The organism is Balneola sp. EhC07 (genome assembly GCF_001650905.1).
GTDB lineage: Bacteria > Bacteroidota > Rhodothermia > Balneolales > Balneolaceae > Balneola.
On sequence record NZ_LXYG01000002.1, the window covers coordinates 94,299 to 117,266 of the forward strand.

21 protein-coding genes are annotated in these 22,968 nt (G+C 37.8%); 5 read left to right on the plus strand and 16 right to left on the minus strand.

Annotated elements, in window-relative coordinates; all coding sequences use genetic code 11:
- Window positions 1-140: 140 nt before the first annotated feature.
- The 4 genes from A8B79_RS01485 to holA all read right to left on the minus strand — a co-directional run bounded on the left by A8B79_RS01485 (window position 141) and on the right by holA (window position 5,031).
- A complete protein-coding gene (locus tag A8B79_RS01485; RefSeq protein WP_066217134.1) occupies window positions 141-2,894 on the minus strand; it encodes an alpha/beta hydrolase family protein in 2,754 nt (917 codons plus the stop codon).
- Window positions 2,895-3,019: 125 nt separating this feature from the next.
- Window positions 3,020-3,265: a hypothetical protein gene (locus tag A8B79_RS01490; protein ID WP_066217135.1), complete on the minus strand. Its 246-nt coding sequence runs from the start codon at window positions 3,263-3,265 to the stop codon at window positions 3,020-3,022.
- Between the two features lie 45 nt (window positions 3,266-3,310).
- Complete coding sequence (locus A8B79_RS01495) at window positions 3,311-3,922, minus strand: sigma-70 family RNA polymerase sigma factor (RefSeq protein WP_066217137.1); 612 nt, start codon at window positions 3,920-3,922, stop codon at window positions 3,311-3,313.
- Window positions 3,923-3,972: 50 nt separating this feature from the next.
- Window positions 3,973-5,031, minus strand: a complete 1,059-nt coding sequence (gene holA, locus A8B79_RS01500; RefSeq protein ID WP_066217139.1) for a DNA polymerase III subunit delta — start codon at window positions 5,029-5,031, stop codon at window positions 3,973-3,975.
- 112 nt (window positions 5,032-5,143) lie between these two features.
- Between holA and A8B79_RS01505 the strand changes: the two genes are divergently transcribed.
- The 4 genes from A8B79_RS01505 (at window position 5,144) to A8B79_RS01520 (ending at window position 7,859) form a co-directional block, all read left to right on the plus strand.
- Complete coding sequence (locus tag A8B79_RS01505) at window positions 5,144-6,058, plus strand: alpha/beta fold hydrolase (RefSeq protein ID WP_161485125.1); 915 nt, start codon at window positions 5,144-5,146, stop codon at window positions 6,056-6,058.
- Window positions 6,059-6,191: 133 nt separating this feature from the next.
- Window positions 6,192-6,383 carry a hypothetical protein gene (locus A8B79_RS01510; RefSeq protein ID WP_066217143.1) on the plus strand — a complete coding sequence of 64 codons (192 nt, stop codon included), beginning with the start codon at window positions 6,192-6,194 and terminating at the stop codon, window positions 6,381-6,383.
- A gap of 103 nt (window positions 6,384-6,486) precedes the next feature.
- The gene (locus A8B79_RS01515; protein WP_066217145.1) at window positions 6,487-7,419 is read left to right on the plus strand and encodes an energy transducer TonB; all 933 of its coding nucleotides are present in this window, start codon (window positions 6,487-6,489) and stop codon (window positions 7,417-7,419) included.
- A 17-nt stretch (window positions 7,420-7,436) separates the two neighbouring features.
- Window positions 7,437-7,859 (plus strand): hypothetical protein, encoded by a 423-nt coding sequence (locus A8B79_RS01520; RefSeq protein WP_153038319.1) that lies wholly within the window; start codon window positions 7,437-7,439, stop codon window positions 7,857-7,859.
- 170 nt (window positions 7,860-8,029) lie between these two features.
- Here the strand turns inward: A8B79_RS01520 and A8B79_RS01525 are convergent, their stop codons facing one another.
- The 4 genes from A8B79_RS01525 to rpsO form a co-directional block, all read right to left on the minus strand.
- On the minus strand, window positions 8,030-9,526 hold the full coding sequence (locus A8B79_RS01525; RefSeq protein ID WP_066217149.1) for an asparagine--tRNA ligase: 1,497 nt from the start codon (window positions 9,524-9,526) through the stop codon (window positions 8,030-8,032).
- Between the two features lie 83 nt (window positions 9,527-9,609).
- On the minus strand, window positions 9,610-10,860 hold the full coding sequence (locus A8B79_RS01530; RefSeq protein WP_066217151.1) for a M16 family metallopeptidase: 1,251 nt from the start codon (window positions 10,858-10,860) through the stop codon (window positions 9,610-9,612).
- A gap of 286 nt (window positions 10,861-11,146) precedes the next feature.
- Window positions 11,147-13,258, minus strand: coding sequence for a polyribonucleotide nucleotidyltransferase (gene pnp, locus A8B79_RS01535; RefSeq protein ID WP_066217154.1), 2,112 nt, complete (start codon window positions 13,256-13,258; stop codon window positions 11,147-11,149).
- Between the two features lie 122 nt (window positions 13,259-13,380).
- Window positions 13,381-13,650 (minus strand): 30S ribosomal protein S15, encoded by a 270-nt coding sequence (gene rpsO / locus A8B79_RS01540; protein ID WP_066217156.1) that lies wholly within the window; start codon window positions 13,648-13,650, stop codon window positions 13,381-13,383.
- A gap of 169 nt (window positions 13,651-13,819) precedes the next feature.
- On the opposite strand from rpsO, the gene A8B79_RS01545 reads away from it, so the two are divergent.
- The gene (locus tag A8B79_RS01545) at window positions 13,820-14,263 is read left to right on the plus strand and encodes a hypothetical protein (RefSeq protein ID WP_066217160.1); all 444 of its coding nucleotides are present in this window, start codon (window positions 13,820-13,822) and stop codon (window positions 14,261-14,263) included.
- A gap of 14 nt (window positions 14,264-14,277) precedes the next feature.
- Here A8B79_RS01545 and A8B79_RS01550 read toward each other — a convergent pair whose 3' ends face one another.
- The 8 genes from A8B79_RS01550 to A8B79_RS01585 all read right to left on the minus strand — a co-directional run bounded on the left by A8B79_RS01550 (window position 14,278) and on the right by A8B79_RS01585 (window position 22,856).
- On the minus strand, window positions 14,278-15,210 hold the full coding sequence (locus A8B79_RS01550) for a bifunctional riboflavin kinase/FAD synthetase (RefSeq protein WP_066217162.1): 933 nt from the start codon (window positions 15,208-15,210) through the stop codon (window positions 14,278-14,280).
- Window positions 15,197-15,934 carry a tRNA pseudouridine(55) synthase TruB gene (gene truB, locus A8B79_RS01555; RefSeq protein WP_082894025.1) on the minus strand — a complete coding sequence of 246 codons (738 nt, stop codon included), beginning with the start codon at window positions 15,932-15,934 and terminating at the stop codon, window positions 15,197-15,199. The genes A8B79_RS01550 and truB overlap by 14 nt, the downstream gene beginning before the upstream one ends.
- 2 nt (window positions 15,935-15,936) lie before the next feature.
- Window positions 15,937-16,311, minus strand: coding sequence for a 30S ribosome-binding factor RbfA (gene rbfA / locus A8B79_RS01560; protein ID WP_066217164.1), 375 nt, complete (start codon window positions 16,309-16,311; stop codon window positions 15,937-15,939).
- 17 nt (window positions 16,312-16,328) lie between these two features.
- Window positions 16,329-19,133, minus strand: coding sequence for a translation initiation factor IF-2 (infB, locus tag A8B79_RS01565; RefSeq protein WP_066217167.1), 2,805 nt, complete (start codon window positions 19,131-19,133; stop codon window positions 16,329-16,331).
- Between the two features lie 59 nt (window positions 19,134-19,192).
- Entirely contained in the window at window positions 19,193-20,449 is a 1,257-nt protein-coding gene (nusA, locus tag A8B79_RS01570) for a transcription termination factor NusA (RefSeq protein ID WP_066217169.1), read from the minus strand.
- A gap of 20 nt (window positions 20,450-20,469) precedes the next feature.
- Window positions 20,470-20,931, minus strand: coding sequence for a ribosome maturation factor RimP (gene rimP, locus A8B79_RS01575; protein ID WP_066217171.1), 462 nt, complete (start codon window positions 20,929-20,931; stop codon window positions 20,470-20,472).
- 376 nt (window positions 20,932-21,307) lie between these two features.
- Window positions 21,308-21,880 (minus strand): hypothetical protein, encoded by a 573-nt coding sequence (locus A8B79_RS01580; protein ID WP_066217174.1) that lies wholly within the window; start codon window positions 21,878-21,880, stop codon window positions 21,308-21,310.
- Between the two features lie 205 nt (window positions 21,881-22,085).
- Window positions 22,086-22,856 carry a hypothetical protein gene (locus tag A8B79_RS01585; protein WP_066217176.1) on the minus strand — a complete coding sequence of 257 codons (771 nt, stop codon included), beginning with the start codon at window positions 22,854-22,856 and terminating at the stop codon, window positions 22,086-22,088.
- Window positions 22,857-22,968: the final 112 nt, after the last annotated feature.

Below are 22,968 nucleotides of genomic sequence, written 5' to 3' on the forward strand. Positions count from 1 at the left end.
TAGAAAACAATCTCGTTATCCTAATTCACCGGACGTAAACGTCCTGCTAGCTTAAATCCTCCCGCTTTAAAGTTTAAACTAGTAGAGCCTTCAGACTCGGCGATAAGCCCCAAAGTCTTTTATTAAGAGCAAATAATGATCTATCTACCCTGAAAAGTCTCTCCGCTTAAGATCCATTCCGGTTCCCCTATTCCTTTCAGATAATAATCAAAGTATTCCTTCATTCTGATAGCGTAATCAAGCTTATTTGGAAATTTCTGTAAATGATGCGGCTCATCATGATACTGCAGAAAGATCACATCTTTGTTATATCGCCTCATAGCCAGATACATCTCGATACTTTGATACCAAGGCACGGCACCATCTGCATCACCATGCTGGATCAACATTGGAGTCGTGATCTTATCCGCAAAGAAAACAGGAGAATTCTCAATATATTTTTCAGGAGCTTCTATCAAACTCTGTCCTATCCGACTTTGTGTTTTCTCGTACTGAAATTGACGAGCTAATCCGGATCCCCAACGAATTCCTGAATAAGCACTGGTCATGTTACTAACCGGAGCACCTGAAACTGCCGCATCAAAAATATCTGTTTGAGTGACAATAAAAGCTGTTTGATATCCACTCCAGGAATGACCGTGCAATCCTAACTTATCCTCATCAGCAATTCCCAATTCGATCAACTTTTGAATTCCGGGCACTAAACTTTTGGTGGCAGCGAATCCCGGTCTTCCAATTTCAAAGCGAATATCCGGTAGAAATACCACGTAATCGTCGCTGACATATTGAGCAAAAACAGGTCTGTGATTGGTCTTAGGCTCATTAAAATCATGTAAGCGATCTGTAAAAAAACGATAGTAGTAAGTCATGATGGGATATCTCTTATTCGGATCATAATTATCGGGCTTAATGACAATTCCCTGAATGTAAGTCCCGTCTAAACTCAGCCAGTCTACCAATTCAGCACTTCCCCAATTCCATTTCTTTTTCAGGTCCATATGAAGTTTAGAGATCTGCTTTGTCTTTTTAAACTTCCAATCATTAGAAACCCAAAGGTTTGGAAATTCATCGTAAGCTTCTCTTTTAAACAATATCTTTTCAGATTCATCTGCTTTAGATACAAATGTGAACTTCTTGTCTTCCTCCAGAAGCCTTTTAGCACCTTCCTGATTTATTTTGGCTGAATAGAAACCAAAATTCTTTTTCAGATCGTGATATGAAGTAAGCAGCAGATCATCATCATTTCGGAATATGTTATCATCGCCAAGAGATCGAACTCTGAAGATCCTTTTCTCCTCCCTGCCTTTGCCATCTGTGATCTTTCTATGATTTCCCCTGATTAATGGAATCTGCCAAACGTCGTATTTATCATAGATCAATGCAGCGTCACCGCCGTTAACCCAGCCTCCAATTCCATAGCCCGGAACTTGGGACGGGTAATCATGATCTTCATTATAAAAAGGGACGTTCAAGCTCTCAGTAACATTTCGAGTCTGTTTAGTATCCACATGATAAACATGCCAGTTCTTGTCGTTATAATACAACACCCTGTGACCTTTAGGAGTCAGCATCGCCCCACCATTTGAGATCCTTTCTGCTACTTTCGTTCTTTCTCCGGTTTCAAGGTCTACCAAGTACCAATCCTGAAAAAATCCTTCGTGAGTGATATCTCTTAAATATGGCTCATCAGAACTTCCCATTACATAATTATCACCGTCTGAAACCTGAATGTATGGCATTTCCTGATCAGCTAACTGAATCCATCTATCATCATTTAAGTGATACACAGCTGTATAAGTTCTGTTCTTATGACCATTGAATGTTGCTATTTCATGCGTTTTGATCCTCGGATCATCTCCATGCCAAAGATCCATTCCTCTATCTTCAATGATCTCATCCACTGCGTAGATATCAATTTCTTCATCATCTTTGTCTTCTTTTTTGGTGATGAGATCTACCATATCTCTAGGCATCAAACCAAAAAATAATCTTGGGCGACCGAACTCATAGCTTTGTTCAAATTGAAGATCGTTATTACTTCTTAAAGCCCATCCATCCTTCACATCTTCAGGAGTGACAAGTGTTTTAAGTTCTCTATCAGAAGCATTCCAAATATGCAGACTTGCATCGCTATCTGTATAACTGGAATCAAAACTCGCTTTAGTAAAAGCAATCTGAGGATTTTTATTATCCCAAGTCAAATTCGAATAGTATCCATCTTTTGATGAATGAACTGAGGCTTTATTATCAGTTTCAAGATCCTGTATGTAAAGTCCGTTCATTTGGCCCGATGTATCGATCACCGAATAAGCAAAGTAATTTGATAAGCTATCGAAGCTCATTTCTGAAACGAAATCCAACTCGGATTTTTCATTATTCTCCAGATTCCAAAGAGTTACTGAATTTCCAAGTTTCTTATTCTTGTGCTTCAAGTCCGCAATTTCTTTTGATTGATATCTATTGGTGGCCAGCCAGTTACCATCGTTAGATAATAAATAAGATGATATGCTGTCTAACTGTATAATTTCACCGGTATCAATATTAAGGATCGAAAGTCCGCGTTTAGGTTTATCCTTTTTAGCTTTCAATTCTTCGACTAATGGAACATTCCGGTAAGCAATTACCCAATTCTCATTATGAGTAATTTTCGGATTGGCTCCCATCTCAATTTCATATCTGTCTTTTTTGGAGGTATGCTGAACTACAACTTTTCCATCGCCCCTGTCAGGCCAAACACCATAAGCGATCCAATTGCCCTGGCTGGAAATAACAGGTGAATTGATGTCTTCGAACTTCATTACATCTTCGAAGGTCAACTTTCCCTGAGCGGATATTATATCAGTAAAAAAAAGGGTAAATAAAATACAGAGTGAGGCAGAAATGCGAAATTTCATCAGAGCTTAGTTAGTTAATTGATCTAAGCCTGAAAGAAATTGATTCTCAGTGTCTATTCAAAATTACGGACTGTAAATTTTAGCAATAAAAAAGACGAAGCTATATTACTTCGTCTTTAAGTGAATCAGTTTTCCGATTGAGCAATCCGATCATTCAATCGCTCTAAAAATCCTTCCTTAGCTTTTACTTCCTGAAGCATACTCAAAAGCTTTTTTCCTTCTTTCGCCGAGAATGCAAGTTCACGAAGATCATCATCGTGAACAAGCACCTCTTCGAAAGTGTCTCTCTCGACCAGCTCTAAATTATCTTCAGCGTAATCAGCTATATAGTTTTCAATGACCGGATGGTATTCTTTGTCTAAAAATTTCATAAAAGGTAATGCTAGTGTCTTGTTTCATTACCTTGTAGTCAGTTCTTAGAAAGAAGTTCCCAAATCCACATAACTTTCTATCATATGTTGAACCTGAGCTCTACCACGGTTAATTCTGGACTTCACAGTACCCATCGGGATACCGGTTGCATCTGAAATTTCTTCGTACGTCATATCCTGAAGATCTCTCAACATAACTACCTCTCTGAAATCTTCCGGTAACGACATTAATGCCTTTTCAAGTTGCTCAAGGCTTAATTTTTCGTGTAATTCCTGATCCGGAAGAATGTTTGGATCTTCTATGTGCATCTCAAAATCTTCAGAATCATTAGGATCTTTATGAATAGAAACCTTGTACATTCTCTGCTTTTTCTTGTACAAACTTTTAGCAAGATTTAAAGCGATGGTGTACATCCACGTAGAAAACTTCGCAATTCTCTCATAAGAAGCTTTGCTTTTATGTACCCTCAGAAAGGTTTCCTGAACTAAATCTTCGCAATCCTGATGGTCATGAGTATATCGGTATAGAAAATTATGAAGGCGGTCCTGATAACGTCTCACTAGTTCTGTAAATGCAGGTTCGTGATCGTTTTGGAAATATTCCATCAGATCTTCATCACTGTAATCTTTTACTGATACTGCTTTAAATGCGTCCATTTCTAATCCACTAAGTTTTAGTTCAAATTGTTATGAAACGCGAAGTCGGATTAACCGATGATTCGCTTAACAAGAAGAAATAAAATCGAAGTGGAGTCTAAAGTGGTAAACCCTTTAATGGAGCGATCTGCGTCCAAAAGGGCTTCAAAAACACGCGGCATATCGCTGTAGCGAAAATTCGAAGCATCATCCCAAAGCTTATTAAAGTACCAGGCACTAGCAATACCGAGTTCGCTTTGGATCTGATTCTTGGCTTTGCCTTTTTCAGCAAGCCTTTGAATTTGCCAGATGTTTGTAAACACACTGTTAAAGAACCCCACGAGTCGAATAATTTCTCCCGTGTCTGTCTTAGTGTGTTGCAACATCTGTTCCGATATGTATAAGGCCTGTTCCAAATTACGCTTCATGAGCGCTTCTTTGAGCTCAATCGCCGTATACTCGCGATATGAGCCGATTATTTTTTTTACAGCGGCTTCTGAGACGTTTTCAGAAGTGTCCAGAAAAGTGCACACTTTGTCTATTTCAGTAGACAAAAGCTGTAAATTATTCCCTACAAACTGGGCCAGTAATTGAGCTGCAGCCGGCTCAATTGTTTTTTTGTGATGAGATTTTGTCCAGCTGATCACCCAATCTGGGATCAAGTAGTCAGGCAGGGCTTCAAATTGATAATAGCCTACATTCTTATTCTTTGATAGTACCTTTCCAAGGTTAGTGTTCCCGGCCGGCTTTCCGGTATCAAACAGAACAAGTAAACACGTTGGGTTTGGGTTTTCTATATAAGAAATAAAATCCTGAATGGATCCTTCACTCCCTGCTCCCTTTCCGATCTGCAGGAAATTCTTAATGATAAGCACTCTTTTCTCAGCCATCATTGGAAAACTTCGAGCAGCACCTAACGCCTTTGCAGGACTAATATCTTGTCCATACAGCAGATCAAAGTTAAAATCCTTTTCATGAGGCTGGATGACATCAGAAAACTTATCCAGCAACTGATCTAAATAGAACTCTTCATCACCGAATAAATAATAGATCGGTTTCATATCAGGAGTATTGATCTCTTTGATCAAGGTCTGATAGATATCATTGCTATTTCGTTTTTTCGCTGCCATCGGGTGATGAAGATAAGGAATGTGAGTTCTAATGAAATGATGAATTCTTAAACTTTATTACAAAATTTGAAATACCATTTTCATTACTATGCCATCAGACAAAAAAACATTTATGAAATATATTTTCTGTTCACTTCTTACCGGGCTTTTTATTTTCCTGTCACAAATTGGACTTGCACAGCAGTCTCAATTTATTGAAGAAAACGGAGGTATAATACATTTCAGAGTGTTTGGAGATGGAGTACCTATTTTGATCATAAACGGTGGGCCGGGAATGAATAGTGATGGATTTTCAGGTTTGGCTGAGATTTTAGGGAAATCTTACAAAGCCATCATTTACGATCAGCGAGGTACCGGAAGATCTGAACTCCCTGAAATAAGCTCACGAAGTATTACTCTGGATTTGATGGTAAAAGACATTGAAGCCATCAGAAAAGAATTAAACTTTAAGGAATGGATTATTCTTGGGCATTCTTTTGGTGGAATACTAGCCTCTTATTACACATCAAAACATCCAAGTAGAGTCTCCGGTTTGATCTTATCATCTTCCGGCGGATTGGATATGAGTCTTTTTTCTAGTTTAAATATTACCGGTAGACTCACTTCATTACAAAGAGACTCCCTGAACTACTGGACCCGGAAAATTCAAAATGGAGATACCACTTATTTTGCAAGTTTACAAAGAGGTAAATATCTGGCACCGGCTTACTTAAATGATAAGTCGTTTGTGCCAAAAGTTGCAGAACGTCTAACTCAAGGAAATTCTGAAATAAACACTCTGGTATATCAGGATATGAGAAGAATCGGTTATGATGTAACTGAAGAATTAAAAGGATTTGAAACCCCTGTTCTGATCATGCAGGGAAAACATGACATCATTCCGGTCGCTATATCTGAAAAAGCTCATTCTGTTTTTAAACACTCAAAGCTTCTGATATTACCAAACAGTTCTCATTATGGCTGGTTAGAAGATTCACTATTATATTTTACCGAAATAGATTCTTTGATATCACTAACTCAAAGTTAGCTTGTGTATCAATTTATTATACTCCTCATTCAGAATTTTTAATCTTTGTTGTGAACAAAAAGAAGCGTTAATTCCTTCTGTAATAAACGAACTTGGTTTATAGATAATTCAAAAGAACTAACAAAGGAACACTATGGGAATATTCTTTGACCTGATGCAACAGGATGAACTTGAAAAGCAGCGAGCACAAGCTGATACATTGGAAGATCGGGTTGAGATCTTAGAACAGGAACTTCAGAAAACAAAAGCGCTTCTGATCAAGACACTTCAGGTTTTGGAAACTCATGTTGGCAAAGATATTGACGGTGATGGAAAGACAGGTTAGATGAAATGTATGTCAAAAATTGATTATACAATCACATAGATTATATTCAAATAATCATCAATAAATTATCTTTTCAGATTAAATCAAACACTTCTCCTTTGGTATGAAATTATTCTTTTTGACCTTTATGGTCTTTATTTCAGTAAATGCTTCTGCCCAATTCAGTGGCGAAATAACTTATGAGTATAAAATTATTCCTGATAATAACAGTGTCAATATCGACTCTTTATACAACAGCTTGACAGGTAGTTCATCAGTGTATGTGATTACCGATTCTTACTACAAGTCTACCTATTATAAAAATGGAGAAATGACTTATTCGTACACTTATCACGATGAAACTAAACGAATGTATGATGAACAAGCCAAGCTGGATTATATCACATATCGTGATTCTAGAGATTCTAGCCTTGGAGGTAATCAGTTTGAAATATTCAAAGACAGTACAATCAATATATTAGGATATGAGGCTGTACTTTTAAAAACTAACTACGATGGAAAAGCTACCAAATCTTATTATTCTACTACACAAAAGGTCAACTACGAAACATTTAAAGGTCATAAAGTAGCTAATTGGTATAACAGACTAAAAGCTTTAGATGGTGGAATTCTTCTAAAATCTATCACTCAATATGAGGAACATACCGAAATATTGACTGCAGTCAATGTTACGGAAAGACAAGTTAGCAGAGAAGAATTTAACTTACCAAATGATAAAGACGTTGTAGCTTCATTTTCTGCATTAGATGACCGGGTAGAGCTTGATTCACCATCAAGAGATCAAATCCGATGTTATCAACAAATGGTTCAGAAAGCTGTTTCCACCATAGAAAAAAAAGAAACTATCACTATCTACTTGCAATTTATACTTGATGAAAATGGTGAAATTTCTGAACTCGGAGTACTTGAAAGAGATAAATACGGACTTTATTTGGCAGCTATCGATATTCTCAAAAATTGTGGACTTAATTTCAAACCTGGAAAAATAAATGGTCAACCAGTAGCATCAGAAACATATTTTCCTGTTGAATTCTAGCCTCTTAATCAATTTTTATGCTAAACGAAGACTACATAATGAAGCAAATTCAACAGCTTACCCAAGTGTTGAATAGAATTTTAGTACAAGTATTAAAGCTTAAAAAATCTGACTCTGCAACTGAAATTGCAAGTTTTACCAGTCAGAAACTGAAGGAAAAGCTTGATGTCGACATTGAAGAAATATCCTCAATCATGGATTCCAAAGGATTAGCTTATCTTAAAACGCATAAAAACTTCGATAACGAAAACCTGAATATTCTTGCAGATATTTTCTACGAATTAGCTGAACCATGTTTTGAGGATTCAAACACTCATCAGCAAAGTTTGAAATTGTATTCCCAAAGTTTGCAGATATACGAGTTCATCGAAACCGACGAAAAAACCTACTCAATTGATCGAAATGTTAAGATTACTAAGATCAAAGATATACTAGAGTAGATTTTATTAAAAACTATTTCCCAGAAGAATGGAACACGCTGAAAGGAAATAACAGGCTTTGTTATTTTATTGATCTAGCATTTAGTAACTGTACTCCACAAAGATCCCGAAACAAGTTCGGGATGACCAAATTTGGAATTTGCTGTTTGAAATTTGAGATTTCTTAAAACCTACGGTTTTAAGCGTCCCATCATCCTTGGAAAAGGAATCGTCTCTCTAACGTGAGATAATCCGCAAAGCCATGCAACTGTTCGTTCCAGTCCCAAACCAAAGCCTGAATGCGGTACAGAACCGAATCTACGTAGATCTAAATACCATCCGAATACATCCATTGGTAAGTCGTGCTTTTCGATATGATTTTCTAAGAATTCCAGATCGTCTTCACGCTGACTCCCTCCTATGATCTCACCGTATCCTTCCGGTGCAAGAACATCCACACCAAGAACAAGTCTTTCATCTTCAGGGTCTCGCTTCATGTAAAAAGCTTTGATCTCTGCAGGCCATCTGTGAACCATCAACGGAACTTCCTGTTGAAGCATCAATACCGTTTCGTCACTTCCGCCAAAGTCATTCCCCCACTCAAAATTCTGAGCCGATTCTTTCCACTGTGGAATGTTTCTGTAATCTTCTTCGATCTGATCTAAACGCTGACCAATTTCAATCACACGTTGATCGATCTGCTTTTTTCTCCATTTCTTAGCAGAACCGTGCTCCTTTTTTATCTCTTCTCTTTCTTGCTTGATGTCCTTTTTTTCCTGCTTACGATCTTCGATCATTTGATCAAGCATATCAGCAGTCTCTTTACTCTTCAATTGCTCAACAGCTTCTGAATAGGTAATTCTCTGGAAAGGATTCTCAGCTACTTTCTCGAGTTTAGTAATATCTCTTTCAAGAATTTCTAACTCACTTTTTCTCTTTTCAACCACTTTAGCGGTGATGAATCGAATCATGTCTTCAGCAAGATCCATATTCATATCCAGATCATAGTACGCCATTTCGGGTTCTATCATCCAGAATTCAGTTAGATGGCGACGTGTTTTGGATTTCTCAGCCCGGAAAGTTGGTCCAAATGTATAGATCAATCCATGTGCCATTGCCATCGCTTCTCCGTAAAGCTGACCGGTTTGAGCTAGATATGCTTTCTCATCAAAATAGTCTGTTTCGAATAACGTAGTACTCCCTTCAGCCGCATTACTGGTAAAGATTGGCGAATCCATTTGCACGAAATTGCGCTCCTGGAAGAATGTATGAATCGCGAAAATGATCTCGTTCCGAACTCTCATAGCTGCCCACTGACGTTGGCTTCGCAACCACAAATGACGATTATTCATCAAAAACTCAACGCCGTGTTCTTTTGGTGTGATCGGATAATCTTCAGCGATCTGTACCACTTTTACTTCAGAAACATGAACTTCATGTCCACCGATACTTCTTTCATCAGCTTTAACTGTACCGGTAATTTCAAGCGAACTTTCCTGGCGAAGCGAAGTAGCTGCTTCCCAATCTGATTCTGAAACATCATCTTTTGCAACCACACATTGAGTGATTCCGGTTCCATCTCTCATTTCAATAAATACAAGGCTTCCACTGCTTCTGTAATTGTATACCCAGCCTTTTAAAGTTACTTGCTTATCAACGTGATCGCTTAATTTGTTGATGTAGATCATTTTCAATTATGAATTAAGAATTATTCAATTAAGAATTACAAAGCTTGTAATTCTTAATTGATCATTGAATCATTATTAATTGTTTACCCTTCCGGGGTTAAAACTGCTTCCATAAAGTATTTCTGATCGAAGAATTCTTTTGAAAATTCTAAGATCTGTTCTGAGGTAACTGTATCAATGTTTTCGACCAGCTCATCCAAAGTTACAAAACGGTCAAAATATAGTTCACTTTTTGCTAATCTCATCATTCGGTTACTAGTATTTTCCTGAGAAAGTAACAGTTTTCCTTTTAATTGAGATTTAGCTTCTTCCAGTTCTTTTTCAGGAACTAATTCTTCACTGATAGATTTCAGTTCTGCAACGACCAATTCGTGAACATGTTCAACGTAATCTTTATCCGTTCCTACGTACACACCCCACATTCCGGAATCAGTGTAGGATTGGTTAAAGGTCTGAATAGAATAGCAATAACCATATTTTTCACGCACATTCTGATGGAGTCTTGAACTCATTCCTCCACCAAGAATAGTATTAGCCAGCAAAAGCAGATACTTATCGTCATGATCAAAATTCAACCCTCTTCTTCCTAAAATATAATGCGTTTGTTCGATCGGTTTTGTGAGCTCAAGTTTACTTGTATCAAACTCATTCAACGGTTGTTCTTCGTTGTTTACATCAAGAGCAGGAAGATCACCCAAATATTCAGAAACCAATTTTACAACATCCTCATGTTCTACATTTCCGGCAACAGAGATCAGTAAATTTCCGGCACGGTATCTTTCTTCCATGTACTCATACAAATCTTCTCGGGTAAAGGAAGAAACAGTTTCCTCAAGTCCAAGTACCGGACGTCCTAATTCATGCCCCTGGAACATTCTGGTATTATATTCCTCAAAAAGATAATCGTCCGGAGAATCTCTGTACATTTTCATCTCCTCGATAACGACTTTCTTCTCTTTTTCGACTTCCTCTTCCGGGAAACTTGGATTCAAAACCATATCAGAAAGTACATCCAAAGCTCTTTCAATCTGAGTATTTACACAACGCGCAAAATAACAGGTGTATTCAGATGATGTGAAAGCGTTCAGGTATCCACCAACCGATTCCATACTAAGAGCTATGTCGTAAGCAGAACGTTTATCAGTTCCTTTGAACAACATATGCTCCAGAAAATGTGTGATCCCTGCTTGTTTAGGAGTTTCATTTCTGGATCCGGTTTTTACCCAGATTCCAACTGAAATGCTTTTAACACTTTCAATTTTTTCTGTTACAATTCTAAGACCATTAGGAAGTGTGGTCTTGGTTACAAAATCAATTTCTTTAAGGTTTTCCATTAAGTCGTCAATTCAAATTCTATGATGATAGGTCATCCCGAATTTATTTCGGGATCTTCGTGCGATCTCTTTTTATAAAACTAATTGTGTTATAAAAATAAGCTTTTCCTTAAGATCCTGAAACAAGTTCAGGATGACGTAAGTTCGTTTGCCACTTCCAATAAAAAAGGCACTATCCATTACTGAACAGTGCCTTTAATTCTTTCTTAAAAAGATAGCAGCACTTGTTCCAATGCTCTGCGTTGGAACAGTTTAGTTACGACGCAGAGCATCGTAACCAGCTGGTTTAATCTTCTTTTTCGATCAATGCTTTTCTGGACAGACGAAGTTTTCCGCCGTGCTCAACTTTCAGAAGCTTAACTTCGATCTCATCACCCAAAGAAAGATAGTCTGTAACTTTCTCTACACGTGTATGATCGATCTCTGAAATATGAAGTAGTCCGTCTTTGCCCGGAGCAACTTCAACAAAAGCACCAAAGTCTTTGATCGACTTAACCACGCCTTTGTAAGTAGCACCTTCTTCAAGATGACCAACGATCATTTTGATTCTTTTCTTAGCTTCTTCAGCTTTATCAAGATCGTTAGCTGAAATCGTGATCTGACCTTTACCTTTATCATCTTCTTCGATCATGATCTCAGTTCCGGTTTCTTTCTGAAGTGTTTGAATCACTTTTCCACCAGGTCCGATTACAGCACCAATATCACTACCATCGATTTCCATTCTCAGGAACTGAGGAGCATATTGTGAAATGCTTTCTTTTGGTGAAGAAATAGTTTTAGCCATTTCACCAAGAATATGCAATCTGCCTTTGTGAGCTTGTTCAAGAGCTTCTTCAATAGTTTCAAAGCTGATGCCCTGAACCTTCATATCCATTTGGCAAGCAGTAATACCGTCTGACGTTCCTGCAGTTTTGAAGTCCATGTCTCCCATGAAATCTTCTTCCCCACGGATATCAGATAGAATTGCAGTGTTGTCTTTTCCAACGATCATTCCCATTGCAATACCTGCAACCGGCTTTTTGATCGGTACACCAGCATCCATAAGTGCCATTGAACCACCACAAACAGAAGCCATTGAAGACGAACCGTTTGATTCAGTAATGTCAGAAATAATACGGATAACATATCCGAACTCTTCGAAAGTCGGCATCATCATTCTTAAAGAACGCTCAGCCAAATGACCGTGACCGATTTCTCTTCGTCCCGGTCCTCTTAAAAATCCTGCTTCTCCAACAGAGTATGGAGGAAAACTATAGTGCAGATAAAACTGCTTAGCTTCCTGATCAAATAGAGTGTCAACGCTTTGCTCATCGCGACGTGTTCCTAAAGTTGCAGAAACTAACGCCTGAGTTTCACCTCTTGTGAAAATTGCAGAACCATGAGTTCTCGGCATGTAACTAACCTGAGTCCAGATATCTCTGATCTCGTCAGTTGCACGACCATCAATTCTACGACCTTTTTCAAGGATCATATTGCGAAGTTCTTCTTTCTCGATGTTACCAAGAACTTTCTTAGCAACTGAAAGCTGATCATCGTCATATTCTTCTGACTCAAGAGCTTCCATTACTTCGTCTTTTACTTCACGAATCTTCGCGTTGTACTCTTCTTTACCAAGACCGATGTTTACTACTTCTTTGATCTTGTCAGAAGCTAATTCAGAAACTTTTGATTCCACATCTTCAGGAAGAGTTGGAGAAACAAATTCTCTCTTCTCTTTTCCTAATTCCTTACGAAGCTCATTTTGGAAGTCACAAAGCTTTTTGATTGCTCCATGAGCAGCTTTGATCGCATTCAGCATTTCTGCTTCTGAGATCTCTTCCATTTCACCTTCGATCATAAGGATACTGTCTTCAGTACCACCAACGATCATATCGATGTCGCTGTCTTTTAATTCAGTAACTGTTGGGTTTATGATGAATTCACCATCAACTCTACCCACTCTTACTTCTGCCATTGGTCCGTCAAACGGAATGTCTGATAAGTGAACAGCCAGTGAAGCACCAACTCCACCTAAAACATCTCCATCGTGCTCATCATCTGATGAGATCACACTTGAGATAACTTGAGTATCACAAACATATCCCTTTGGGAATAATGGTCTTAAAACTCTGTCAATTAATCTACTGGATAGGATCTCTTTTTCGTTAGAGCGTCCTTCTCTTTTCATAAATCCACCAGGAAAACGTCCTGCAGCAGAAAAACTTTCTTTATGGTCAACCGTTAGCGGGAAAAAATCCTGACCCGGCTTTGGTTCTTTTGCGCTAACTGCAGTACAAAGTACCATAGTATCGCCCATTTTAACTACAACAGAACCGTCTGCTTGTTTAGCTATTCGTCCTGTTTCTACAGATAGCACCTTTCCCGGTGCAAATTCTATACTTCTAAAATCTTCTTTCATTTATTTCTTTTTGTCTTTTGTTTATTGCTTTATCCCACACTAACCTTAAAGATTGGCTTTTACACAAATAGATAATTAAGTGGGAGAATTGAAAAAGGCTCCAGATAGGTGGAGCCTTTAAATTATTTTCTAATACCAAGCTCTTTGATAAGCTCTCTGTATTTTTGAATGTCGTTCTTCATCAGGTAGTTAAGCAAACGACGACGCTTACCTACTAACTTCAATAATCCGCGACGAGAAGCGTGATCTTTCTGATTCGTTTTTAAATGCTCAGTAAGATGATTGATACGGTGCGTAAAAAGGGCAATTTGTCCTTCAGTTGTACCGGTATTGGCTTCTTCTCCGCCATGTTTTTTGAAAATATCTTTTTTTTCTTCTGCAGTAATGCTCATTACAATTCAGTTATTCTTAAACTCGTTTTAATATAGGTACCAAAGATAAGCTTTTTAATAGTAACCAACAACGAGTATTCAAATAAAATATAGCTTTCTACTATTGTCAGAACATAGTTTCAGAATTAATCCACAAAGCTTAATTTGGTTATAAATTAATTCATATGAGATGGCCTTACTTAGCTGGAAGAAAGACGTTATTGCGATAGGATATGACCTTTTCATTGATGGCAATCTAGCTGGAGAAATAAGAAATGAACGGCTCTCAAATAATTCTTATGTAAAAATTAATGGGAAAAAGTACTTCTTTGAATCAGAAGGCTTAAGTCAGAAGAATATTAATGTTATTGATATGACTAGCAGGAAGCAAATTGGTAAAATCGTTTTTAACTTTTGGCGAACTAAAGCTTCTATTGCTCTTTTTGATAAAGAATTTATGTGGAAAAGCGATAATTTTTTTTACAGAAAATGGAGCATATACAGTACCGCGAATAATCCTTTAATTAGATCAAAGTTATATAAAGGAGATTCGTATGAAGTAAATAACGAAGTTGACGAGTTGCTTGTATTTTGTGGTATTGTAACTCTTGTAAGAAAAAGGAATAATGGTTGATTATGCCTACTCTTTTATAATTCCCTTAATGCAATTTCTTTATCTCTAACTAACTGAGCTACTAACTCATCAATACCAGCGAACTTAATTTCATCTCTTAGTCTTTTCAAAAAACGAACCTGAATGGTTTGACCATAAATATCTTCATCAAATTCAAAGATATTAACTTCCAATCTCAACTCAATTTTATCAAAAGTAGGTCTGTGTCCAATGTTCATCATCCCGCCATACCAATTCCCACCAACTCTTACCTTCACAGCGTAAACACCATTTTTAGGAATTACTTTATTTGGATGTTCAGCTTTCAAATTAGCGGTGGGAAACCCGATCTTTCTCCCTCTTTTGTCACCGTGAATTACAATTCCATTGAGTAAGTATTTACGTCCTAAAAGTTTTGCTGCTTGCTCTACATTTCCTTCTTCTGAAAGTTCTCTTCTAATGGTAGTACTACTTACCGTAACTGTACCCATTTCTCTTTTTGAAACCACAAATGCATCGAAACCCAATTCTTTACCCAGATTCTCTACAGTTTCAATAGTTCCGGTACGATCCTTACCAAAGTGATGATCATATCCAATTACAAATTCACTCACTCCCACCCTTTCAAAAACGATCTTTTTTACAAACTCTTCAGAACTCAATAAAGAAAAATCTCTTGTAAACGGAATGATCAATAGAACATCGATCCCGATTTCTTCCAGTATCTCTCTTCGTTCCTGAATCGTAGTGAGTTGTTTTATTCCGGCACTACCGGGATTGATGATATCCCGCGGATGAGGATCGAATGAAATTACTACACTCCGTGCATTTCGTTCTTTAGCTTTCCGAACTACCGTTTCTATAAGTGCTTTGTGTCCTAAATGAACACCATCAAACGTCCCAACTGTTACAACCGAATTTGAAACCCGGTCTATATCTTTTAGAAATATGAGCTCAGTCTTTGGCATTTAACAATTCATCAATTTTGTGAGGTGATAATGCTTTTTGTGAAGAATACTCTCCTATCGCAGTTCGTTCCAAACCCGATAAATGTCCCAATGAGTTTAACAACTTTCCAAGATCATGTGCGATAGATCGAATATAGGTTCCCTTACTGCAAGTAATGCTTATCAACAGTTTATTATTTTCGAAACTGATAATTTGATGGGAATGAATAGTAACCGGTCGAGCCGCTAATTCTACTGCTTTTCCTCTTCTGGCTAATTCATAAGATCTCTTCCCACCAACTTTTAAAGCTGAATACACTGGAGGAACCTGAGAAATTTCGCCGTTGAAATGTTCTTCAAGCACTTTCTCGATTTTGTCTGTAGTAATATGATCGGTTGGTGCAGTTTCATCGACTTCTGAATCAGCATCATAAGTAGGAGTTGATCCGCCAAAAGTAATCTCACCTATATAGGTTTTAGGCATTTCCTGAAGCTGAGAAATAGATTTAGTTGCTCTACCAGAACATAAAATCAATAACCCGGTCGCCATCGGATCAAGTGTACCTGCGTGTCCGACTTTTTTAGTCCGTAATCTTCCGCGAACATATCTTACTACATCAAAACTAGTCCACGTTTGCGGTTTGTTTACAAGGAGAATGGAAGCTGTCCCAAAATCAAAATCCGGGGAAGGTAAATTTTCAGTATCAAAAACCTGAATTTGTTCCAGAGGCAGGGCTTTCGCCATGTTTAATCCTCTTCGTCTTCGGTGGGAGCTTTGGGTTGCTGATCTACTTTATCGAAGAGTTTCTCGATCTTGTTTACGTATTCAGCAGTATCATCCACATAGAAATGAAGTTCAGGAATTTTACGAACCTGATGTCTGATCTTGCCGGCTAAAGTATGTCGGATCTCATCGATATGTTCATCGAGATGCGAATAAATTGCTTTTTCGTCTCTTCCTGGTGCAAAAACACTCAGATAGACTCTTGCAATGGAAAGGTCGTCAGTCATCAATACTTTTGTTACGGTGATAAACGTACCGACAGGTTGATATTCTCGTTGAAGAATTTCACCTAAATCACGTTTTAGAACACCGCCTAAGCGTTCTGTTCTAATACTCATTTAAACCTCTTCTTTACTTAATTTGCGTCTTCCAGCGTGCGTTTCTCTTCAGTGATCTTGTAGCTTTCAAAGTTGTCACCAACTTTAATATCATTGTAGTTTTGAATGCTGATACCACACTCATAACCGGCAGCTACTTCTTTCACATCATCTTTAAATCGTTTCAATGCTCCAACAGCGCCATCATAAATAACAACACCATCACGAATTATACGAACCGGGTTATTTCTATCGATCTTGCCATCAAGTACATAACAACCTGCAATTGTACCCACTTTAGATACTTTAAAGATCTCACGAACTTCAACGTTACCAAGAATTTGTTCTTTCAATTCAGGTGACAGAAGACCTTCAAGTGCATCTCTAACCTCATCCACAGCATCATAAATAACTGAGAATAATCGGATATCAATTTCTTCAGTTTCAGCAAGTTTACGAGCCTGTTGTGTAGGTCGAACCTGGAAACCGATAATAATCGCATCGGAAGCAGAAGCTAACAATACATCAGATTCAGAAATTGCACCTGCACCTGTATGGATGATATTTACAGCAACCTCGTCATTACTGATCTTCTGTAATGAACCGGAAAGTGCTTCAATAGAACCGTCCACATCTGCTTTTATAATGATATTCAATTCAGAAACTTCACCAAGAGCCAGTCTTCTTGAAAGATCATCAAGAGTCATGTGCTTGGTTTTTCTCATTGCCTGCTCACGACGTATTTGATTACGTTGACTTGCTACATCTTTAGCTGTTTTTTCATCTTCAGCTACTACTAGAGAGTCACCGGCCTGAGGCATTTCATCAAAACCCATTAGCTGAACCGGAGTTGCTGGTCCTGCTTCTTTAATTCTTTCACCACGGTCATTTTCCATTGCACGAACTCTACCAAAACAAGGTCCGGCTACAAATGGATCACCAACTTTAAGCGTACCACCTTGTACAAGAACATTCGCAATAATACCTTTTCCTTTATCAAGTCTGGATTCAAGTACAACACCGTTTGCTCTTCGTCCGGGATTTGCTTTCAATTCTCTTAGTTCGGCTTCGATAAGTACTTTTTCCAGTAACTCATCAATTCCTTCACCGGTTTTTGCAGAAACTAGTGCAAACTGAGTTTCTCCACCCCAATCTTCAACGATCACTCCATGATCAGAAAGCTGTTGCTTGATCTTATCTGGAGTTGAACCCGGCTTATCGATTTTGTTGATCGCTACTACCATTGGAACACCGGCAGCTTTTGCGTGATTAATTGCCTCAATAGTTTGGGGCATTACAGAATCATCAGCAGCAACAACAAGAATTACGATATCGGTTGCCTGAGCACCACGGGAACGCATTGCTGTAAAAGCTTCGTGACCCGGAGTATCTAGGAATGTAATTTGTTTCTCGTTATGCATAACAGAGTAAGCACCAACGTGCTGTGTGATACCACCGGCCTCGCCTTCTGCTACTCTTTCTTCACGAATGTAATCCAATAAAGAAGTTTTACCGTGATCAACGTGACCCATTACAGTAATTATCGGAGCACGATCTTCAAGATCTTCCGGATTGTCCTCTTCGATCTCAAGTTCTTCATCCATTTCTTCAGCATCAATGAACTTGACTTCTTTGCCAAATTCTTCTGACACTAATTCTATGGTTCCCGCATCTAGTCTTTGGTTGATGGTGATCATCAAACCAATACTCATGCATGCAGAAATAATATCGTTAACGCCTACTTCCAATTCTTCAGCGAGGTCATTGGCAGTAATGAATTCGGTGACTTCAATGACACCTGCTTCCATTTCTTCCATTTCCTGCATTTGTTGCAGTTCTTCCTCTCTTTCCTCTTTACGTTGACGTCTTCTTTTTCCACGCTTACTACCAACATTGGAATTACCCTGTATCTTCTGCATGGTCTCGCGCATCATGCGATCCACATCAATCTCATCTACCTCAGATTTACCGGTTGGCTTACCTTTTGGCTTCTTACGGGTTTTATTTTTTGCTGATTTCTTATCGTCGTCCTTCTTTGCTGTTGTAGCGGGTTTGGAATCATCACGATCCTTACGACGTTTTCTCTTCTTACGCTTCTTGGTAGCACCTGTTAAGTCATTGGTAAAGGAAGTTTTACCTAAAACTTTCGTCCCTTTTAACTTACCTGCTTTACCTTTTATAGTTTCTTTTTCTTCAGGCTCTTCTTCTTTCTGATCTTCTTCATCCTCGTCGTCATCGTCGTCATCAGAATCTTCTTCGCTTTCAACTTCGTCATCATCATCAGAGTCTTCATCTGCGTCAGAATCTTCATCTTCTGATTCTTCCTCTTCCTCAGATTCTTCCTGATCTTCTACTTCTTCTTCTTTCTCAGGAGCAGGCTCAGTTTTAGTTTCCTCTTCCTCCTCTTCTTCGGCAACTTCTTCTTCCTCTTCAGCTGTTTCTTCTTCAGCAACTACCTCTGGCTCTTCTTCCTCTTCAGCTTCTTCAACAGGCTCAAGTGGTAATTCTTCTTCCTTTTCGTCAGCCGCAGGTTCATCTTCAGGCTCTAAGCCAAGAGATTCATCAATTGGCTCAAGTGAATCAAGAGTTACGCTTTCATTTCGTTGGTCCATGATAGAACTACGGCGACTTTCATACTCTTCGCGGGATCTTTCATGATCCTGGCTTTTAGCTTTATCTTCGCCATAGATTCCTTCCAAAACCGAATACATTTCCGGTGTTATTTTGAAATTCGGTCTGTTAGCTACTTCAAAGTCTTCACTTAGTGCATCAACAATAGTTTGTGTTGTTACATTAAACTCTGAAGCAACTTTAAATAATGGTTTTGGTCTATTTATGGACATATATGATTTTTTGTGTCTATTGAAAGTTAAATTACAAGCCGGATGTTACATCCTGCAAATTAACCTTCTTCTTCGAACTCGTATCTGATCATATCCATGATCTTTTTAGCGAGTTCTGCGTCAATAACTTCTTTTGTTCTGTTTACCAACTCATCAGCATTTAATTCTAATACTGCACGTGCGGTATCACAGCCTATTTCGTGCAAAGCTTCAATCGCTTCTTTGCCAAAATCTTCCTCAAATTCTGCTAAGTCTATATCATCTTCTTCTTCAACTTCGCGGTATACATCAATTTCGCATTCAGCTAATTTTGACGCAAGACGGATATTAACTCCACCTTTACCAATCGCTTTTGATACTTCGTCAGCCGGAACCAATACACTTGCGTTCTTGCCTTCTTCATCTAGTTCTACTTTAAGAACTTCAGCAGGCTGTAGTGCTCTTTTGATAAACTCATGCTTATCAGCAGTGTAATTAATTACATCAATATTTTCGTTCTGAAGCTCACGTACGATGGCATGAATTCTTATTCCCTTCATACCAACACAAGCTCCAACAGGGTCAACTCTTTCATCGTGTGAAATAACCGCTACTTTAGAACGATCTCCCGGAGAACGAGCTATTTTTACTAAATCGATGATTCCGTCAAATACTTCCGGAATTTCATTTTCAAATAGTCTTTCCAGGAATAACTCAGAAGTTCTGGAGATAATAACTGTAGGATTACCGTTACGCATGTGAACGCCGGTCACAACTGCACGGATGGTATCTCCTTTTCTGTAACGGTCTTTGTAGATCTGCTCGTTTTTTGGGAGCATTAATTCCACACCGTTATGATTTACTAAAATGTCTTTGTTTTGGCGAACCTGATAAACATCACCTAAAATAATTTCGCCAACACGATCTGTGTAGTCATCGTAAATATTGTCTTTCTCGATCTCACGAATTCGTTGAGCCAGTTGTTGGCGAGCCATCATTACTGCACGACGACCAAAGTCAACGATCTGAACTTCCTGTGCTAATTCATCATACAATTCAATATCAGGATCGATCTTTTTAGCATCTTCCAGAGAAATTTCTGCAACTTCATCGGTAAGTTCTTCTTTAGGAACTACTTCCTGAATGTGTAATATCTGAAGTTCACCTCTGTCGGCATTCAAAATCACTGAGAATGCATCATCGGTTTCGTAGGTTTTACGAATCATAGTGCGGAACACATCCTCTAATATTGATAGCAATAGATCGCGATCAATTCCTTTTTCTTTTGCGATTTCTGCAAATGAGGAGATAATTTGTTTTGATAAGTCGTTCTGCATCAGCGTTGCTTAAGTATGTATTAAATATTTGGGACGATCTTTGCTTCTTTTATATCGTCGAATAAAACCGTAACAGATTTCCCGTTTTGGTCTTCTAGCATAATTCCGTTTTCATCCACACCAACTATTATTCCTTCAGCCTTGTCGTATTCATCTTCTTTCTTGAATTTGACCTTAGCTTTTCGCCCTTCATTCTTTATGTACTGACGCACATCAGAAAGAGGCCTGCTAAGTCCCGGAGACGAAACATTTAGTCGATATTTATTTTCAAATAACTCGTGTGCTTCTATCAAAAAACCTAGTTCTCGGCTGATATCTGCACATTCATCCAGATTAACTCCACGATCTTGTGCGTCCAGATATAACCATACTTCATTCAAACCACTACCGGTTTTATGTTCTATATCAACGACAAAGAGATCCTTAGACTCTACTAAAGGAGTCGCTAAGTCTTTAATTTTTTGTATGGTATCAAGCTGCATGATCCGGGAAATAAGGACAAAAAAAAGCGAGTGCCTTCACGACGCTCACCTAGATTCTAAATATAGCCTTAATTATGGAATCTTTCAAAGATTGATATGGGGTTTGTTTTGAAGAAAAGAATATTCTTTAAAAATAAAATGTATTCCATAGTCTTATATAAAATTTCACGTCCATACCATCGAGCCTGAAGGCTCTGCTGGTTTAAGATGTAGTTCGGAGCGGAGCTCCTCCGATTGCATTCCGCAGCTGAGCTTTGGAACTAAATTAAACCATATAATTTAAAGCATTGCCTGTAATGCAAGTTACAAACTTGCTGAACTACGAGATCTTTGGGTGCGGTACGCCCGGGAATTAACATCTTTAAATCCTATTTTTTTATTTAACCACTTTCTGATAAAACTCGCCAATTTTTATCGTGGGATGTTCTGAAAGACTAGCCAACCCTTTTCTTGATAATTTAAATTTATGGTCTTCGAAGTATTCTTTATAGCCTTCATCTGTTGCAACAATAACTTTTATGTTATTGCTTAAAGAATCTTTTTTCTCAAAACGAAACTTAATATCATCATGATATAAAATTGTTACCAACTTAAAGGATTTTTGAGCGATTTTTGCCTTTCCTAGCGAGTCTAGTACTATTATTTCTTGGTTATTATCCAATATAACTCCAGCGAAAAATAAAGGGGCTCCATTTCCATCCACGACTTGAATTCTTCCAGTACCAGAAATTTTAGACTCTTCAACTTTAGAAATATATCCTGACTTATAATTTTCATAGCTATTAATAGTTATGATATCCCCATTCATCTGCCATGTCCCTTTGGATTCAGTATAGATCATATGTCCATTTGTGACAAATGTAAAAGTTTTGTCTTTATTTAACGTTAATATGGCTGGAACTTCCGTTTGGAATTTACTCTCAAAAACCCCTGTATTTAAGTTAACCATCCTACTACTTGAACATGAGGTAAATAGAAATAAGAGGATAAAGATTACATTTCGATTACATAATTGTTTTATTCTTCTCATTTATTCCACCCTTTTTCCTCGTTCCGTACCCCATCAGAAGCTCTCCTTCCATTAATTATAACTATTCTGTGCACACCGCCGAGCCTGTAGACTCTGCTGGTTTAAAATTTCTATTTCCTGCCTTTCACCTTACAGTAACCATGTCTTCTTGCAAATAATCTATAATCCTATCTATTGAACTAAACCTAATCCCAACTTTTGACCATGTTTTTCTATAATAGATTACAATACCCAGCGGTTTATTATGAACAGTATTTCCAATTGGATTTACAACAGCATTGCCAAGATGACCTACAATTATGTTCATTTTAAATCTATGGAATGTTACTTGATCTGCCTTGGACTTTTCGAAAGCTGATATTGAGTATAATCTATCAATATCTATTACACTTCCGATTGCATGAGAGTGAATAACAACTTCCACATCACTATCTTGCTTCTTATCAGGAAACGCAGGAATTGATACCTCTTGAATCATTACATTTTGACTGAATATGGGCTTTGGCCCTGTTTTACCTCTAGTAATTTTTCCATCTGTGAACAAAACAGAAACCTCTTCTCTCAAGCCTCCATTTGCCTTTGTTCTCTTCAACACGTCTAAGCACTCATATAATATTTTAATGCTTGGAATTTCATACGAAGAAGATTTTGCAATTAGAATATTCTCCCTTCCTCCTTCTTTAAGAGCATTTTTAACTATTAAGGATTTCCATTTTTCCGCAATATAGATTTTCCCATCACTTAAACTATCAGTTCCAATATGCTCTCCGAAACCATTAAAATAATCACCATAACTGATACTAATCTTTTTACTACTAAAACCACTATTAGCTGATACCAGAACACTGCCCGCAAATACAATTAAGAGAGTTATATGTACCTTTTTATACTTCATGACAGGTAAGTAACAATAAAAACATATTGAAAGCCAATTATTTTCAAATATCTGAAATCTTTTGAACGGCTTAATAACTTTTTTCTAAATCTTTACTCATCATTTTATATCA

What these genes read in the sequence shown, in the direction of transcription:
- A8B79_RS01485 (WP_066217134.1), bottom strand. Translation starts at nt 2,894, where the DNA reads ATGAAATTTCGCATTTCTGCCTCACTCTGTATTTTATTTACCCTTTTT.
- A8B79_RS01490 (WP_066217135.1), bottom strand. Translation starts at nt 3,265, where the DNA reads ATGAAATTTTTAGACAAAGAATACCATCCGGTCATTGAAAACTATATA.
- A8B79_RS01495 (WP_066217137.1), bottom strand. Translation starts at nt 3,922, where the DNA reads ATGGACGCATTTAAAGCAGTATCAGTAAAAGATTACAGTGATGAAGAT.
- holA (WP_066217139.1), bottom strand. Translation starts at nt 5,031, where the DNA reads ATGGCAGCGAAAAAACGAAATAGCAATGATATCTATCAGACCTTGATC.
- A8B79_RS01505 (WP_161485125.1), top strand. Translation starts at nt 5,144, where the DNA reads ATGAAATATATTTTCTGTTCACTTCTTACCGGGCTTTTTATTTTCCTG.
- A8B79_RS01510 (WP_066217143.1), top strand. Translation starts at nt 6,192, where the DNA reads ATGGGAATATTCTTTGACCTGATGCAACAGGATGAACTTGAAAAGCAG.
- A8B79_RS01515 (WP_066217145.1), top strand. Translation starts at nt 6,487, where the DNA reads ATGAAATTATTCTTTTTGACCTTTATGGTCTTTATTTCAGTAAATGCT.
- A8B79_RS01520 (WP_153038319.1), top strand. Translation starts at nt 7,437, where the DNA reads ATGCTAAACGAAGACTACATAATGAAGCAAATTCAACAGCTTACCCAA.
- A8B79_RS01525 (WP_066217149.1), bottom strand. Translation starts at nt 9,526, where the DNA reads ATGATCTACATCAACAAATTAAGCGATCACGTTGATAAGCAAGTAACT.
- A8B79_RS01530 (WP_066217151.1), bottom strand. Translation starts at nt 10,860, where the DNA reads ATGGAAAACCTTAAAGAAATTGATTTTGTAACCAAGACCACACTTCCT.
- pnp (WP_066217154.1), bottom strand. Translation starts at nt 13,258, where the DNA reads ATGAAAGAAGATTTTAGAAGTATAGAATTTGCACCGGGAAAGGTGCTA.
- rpsO (WP_066217156.1), bottom strand. Translation starts at nt 13,650, where the DNA reads ATGAGCATTACTGCAGAAGAAAAAAAAGATATTTTCAAAAAACATGGC.
- A8B79_RS01545 (WP_066217160.1), top strand. Translation starts at nt 13,820, where the DNA reads ATGGCCTTACTTAGCTGGAAGAAAGACGTTATTGCGATAGGATATGAC.
- A8B79_RS01550 (WP_066217162.1), bottom strand. Translation starts at nt 15,210, where the DNA reads ATGCCAAAGACTGAGCTCATATTTCTAAAAGATATAGACCGGGTTTCA.
- truB (WP_082894025.1), bottom strand. Translation starts at nt 15,934, where the DNA reads ATGGCGAAAGCCCTGCCTCTGGAACAAATTCAGGTTTTTGATACTGAA.
- rbfA (WP_066217164.1), bottom strand. Translation starts at nt 16,311, where the DNA reads ATGAGTATTAGAACAGAACGCTTAGGCGGTGTTCTAAAACGTGATTTA.
- infB (WP_066217167.1), bottom strand. Translation starts at nt 19,133, where the DNA reads ATGTCCATAAATAGACCAAAACCATTATTTAAAGTTGCTTCAGAGTTT.
- nusA (WP_066217169.1), bottom strand. Translation starts at nt 20,449, where the DNA reads ATGCAGAACGACTTATCAAAACAAATTATCTCCTCATTTGCAGAAATC.
- rimP (WP_066217171.1), bottom strand. Translation starts at nt 20,931, where the DNA reads ATGCAGCTTGATACCATACAAAAAATTAAAGACTTAGCGACTCCTTTA.
- A8B79_RS01580 (WP_066217174.1), bottom strand. Translation starts at nt 21,880, where the DNA reads ATGGTTAACTTAAATACAGGGGTTTTTGAGAGTAAATTCCAAACGGAA.
- A8B79_RS01585 (WP_066217176.1), bottom strand. Translation starts at nt 22,856, where the DNA reads ATGAAGTATAAAAAGGTACATATAACTCTCTTAATTGTATTTGCGGGC.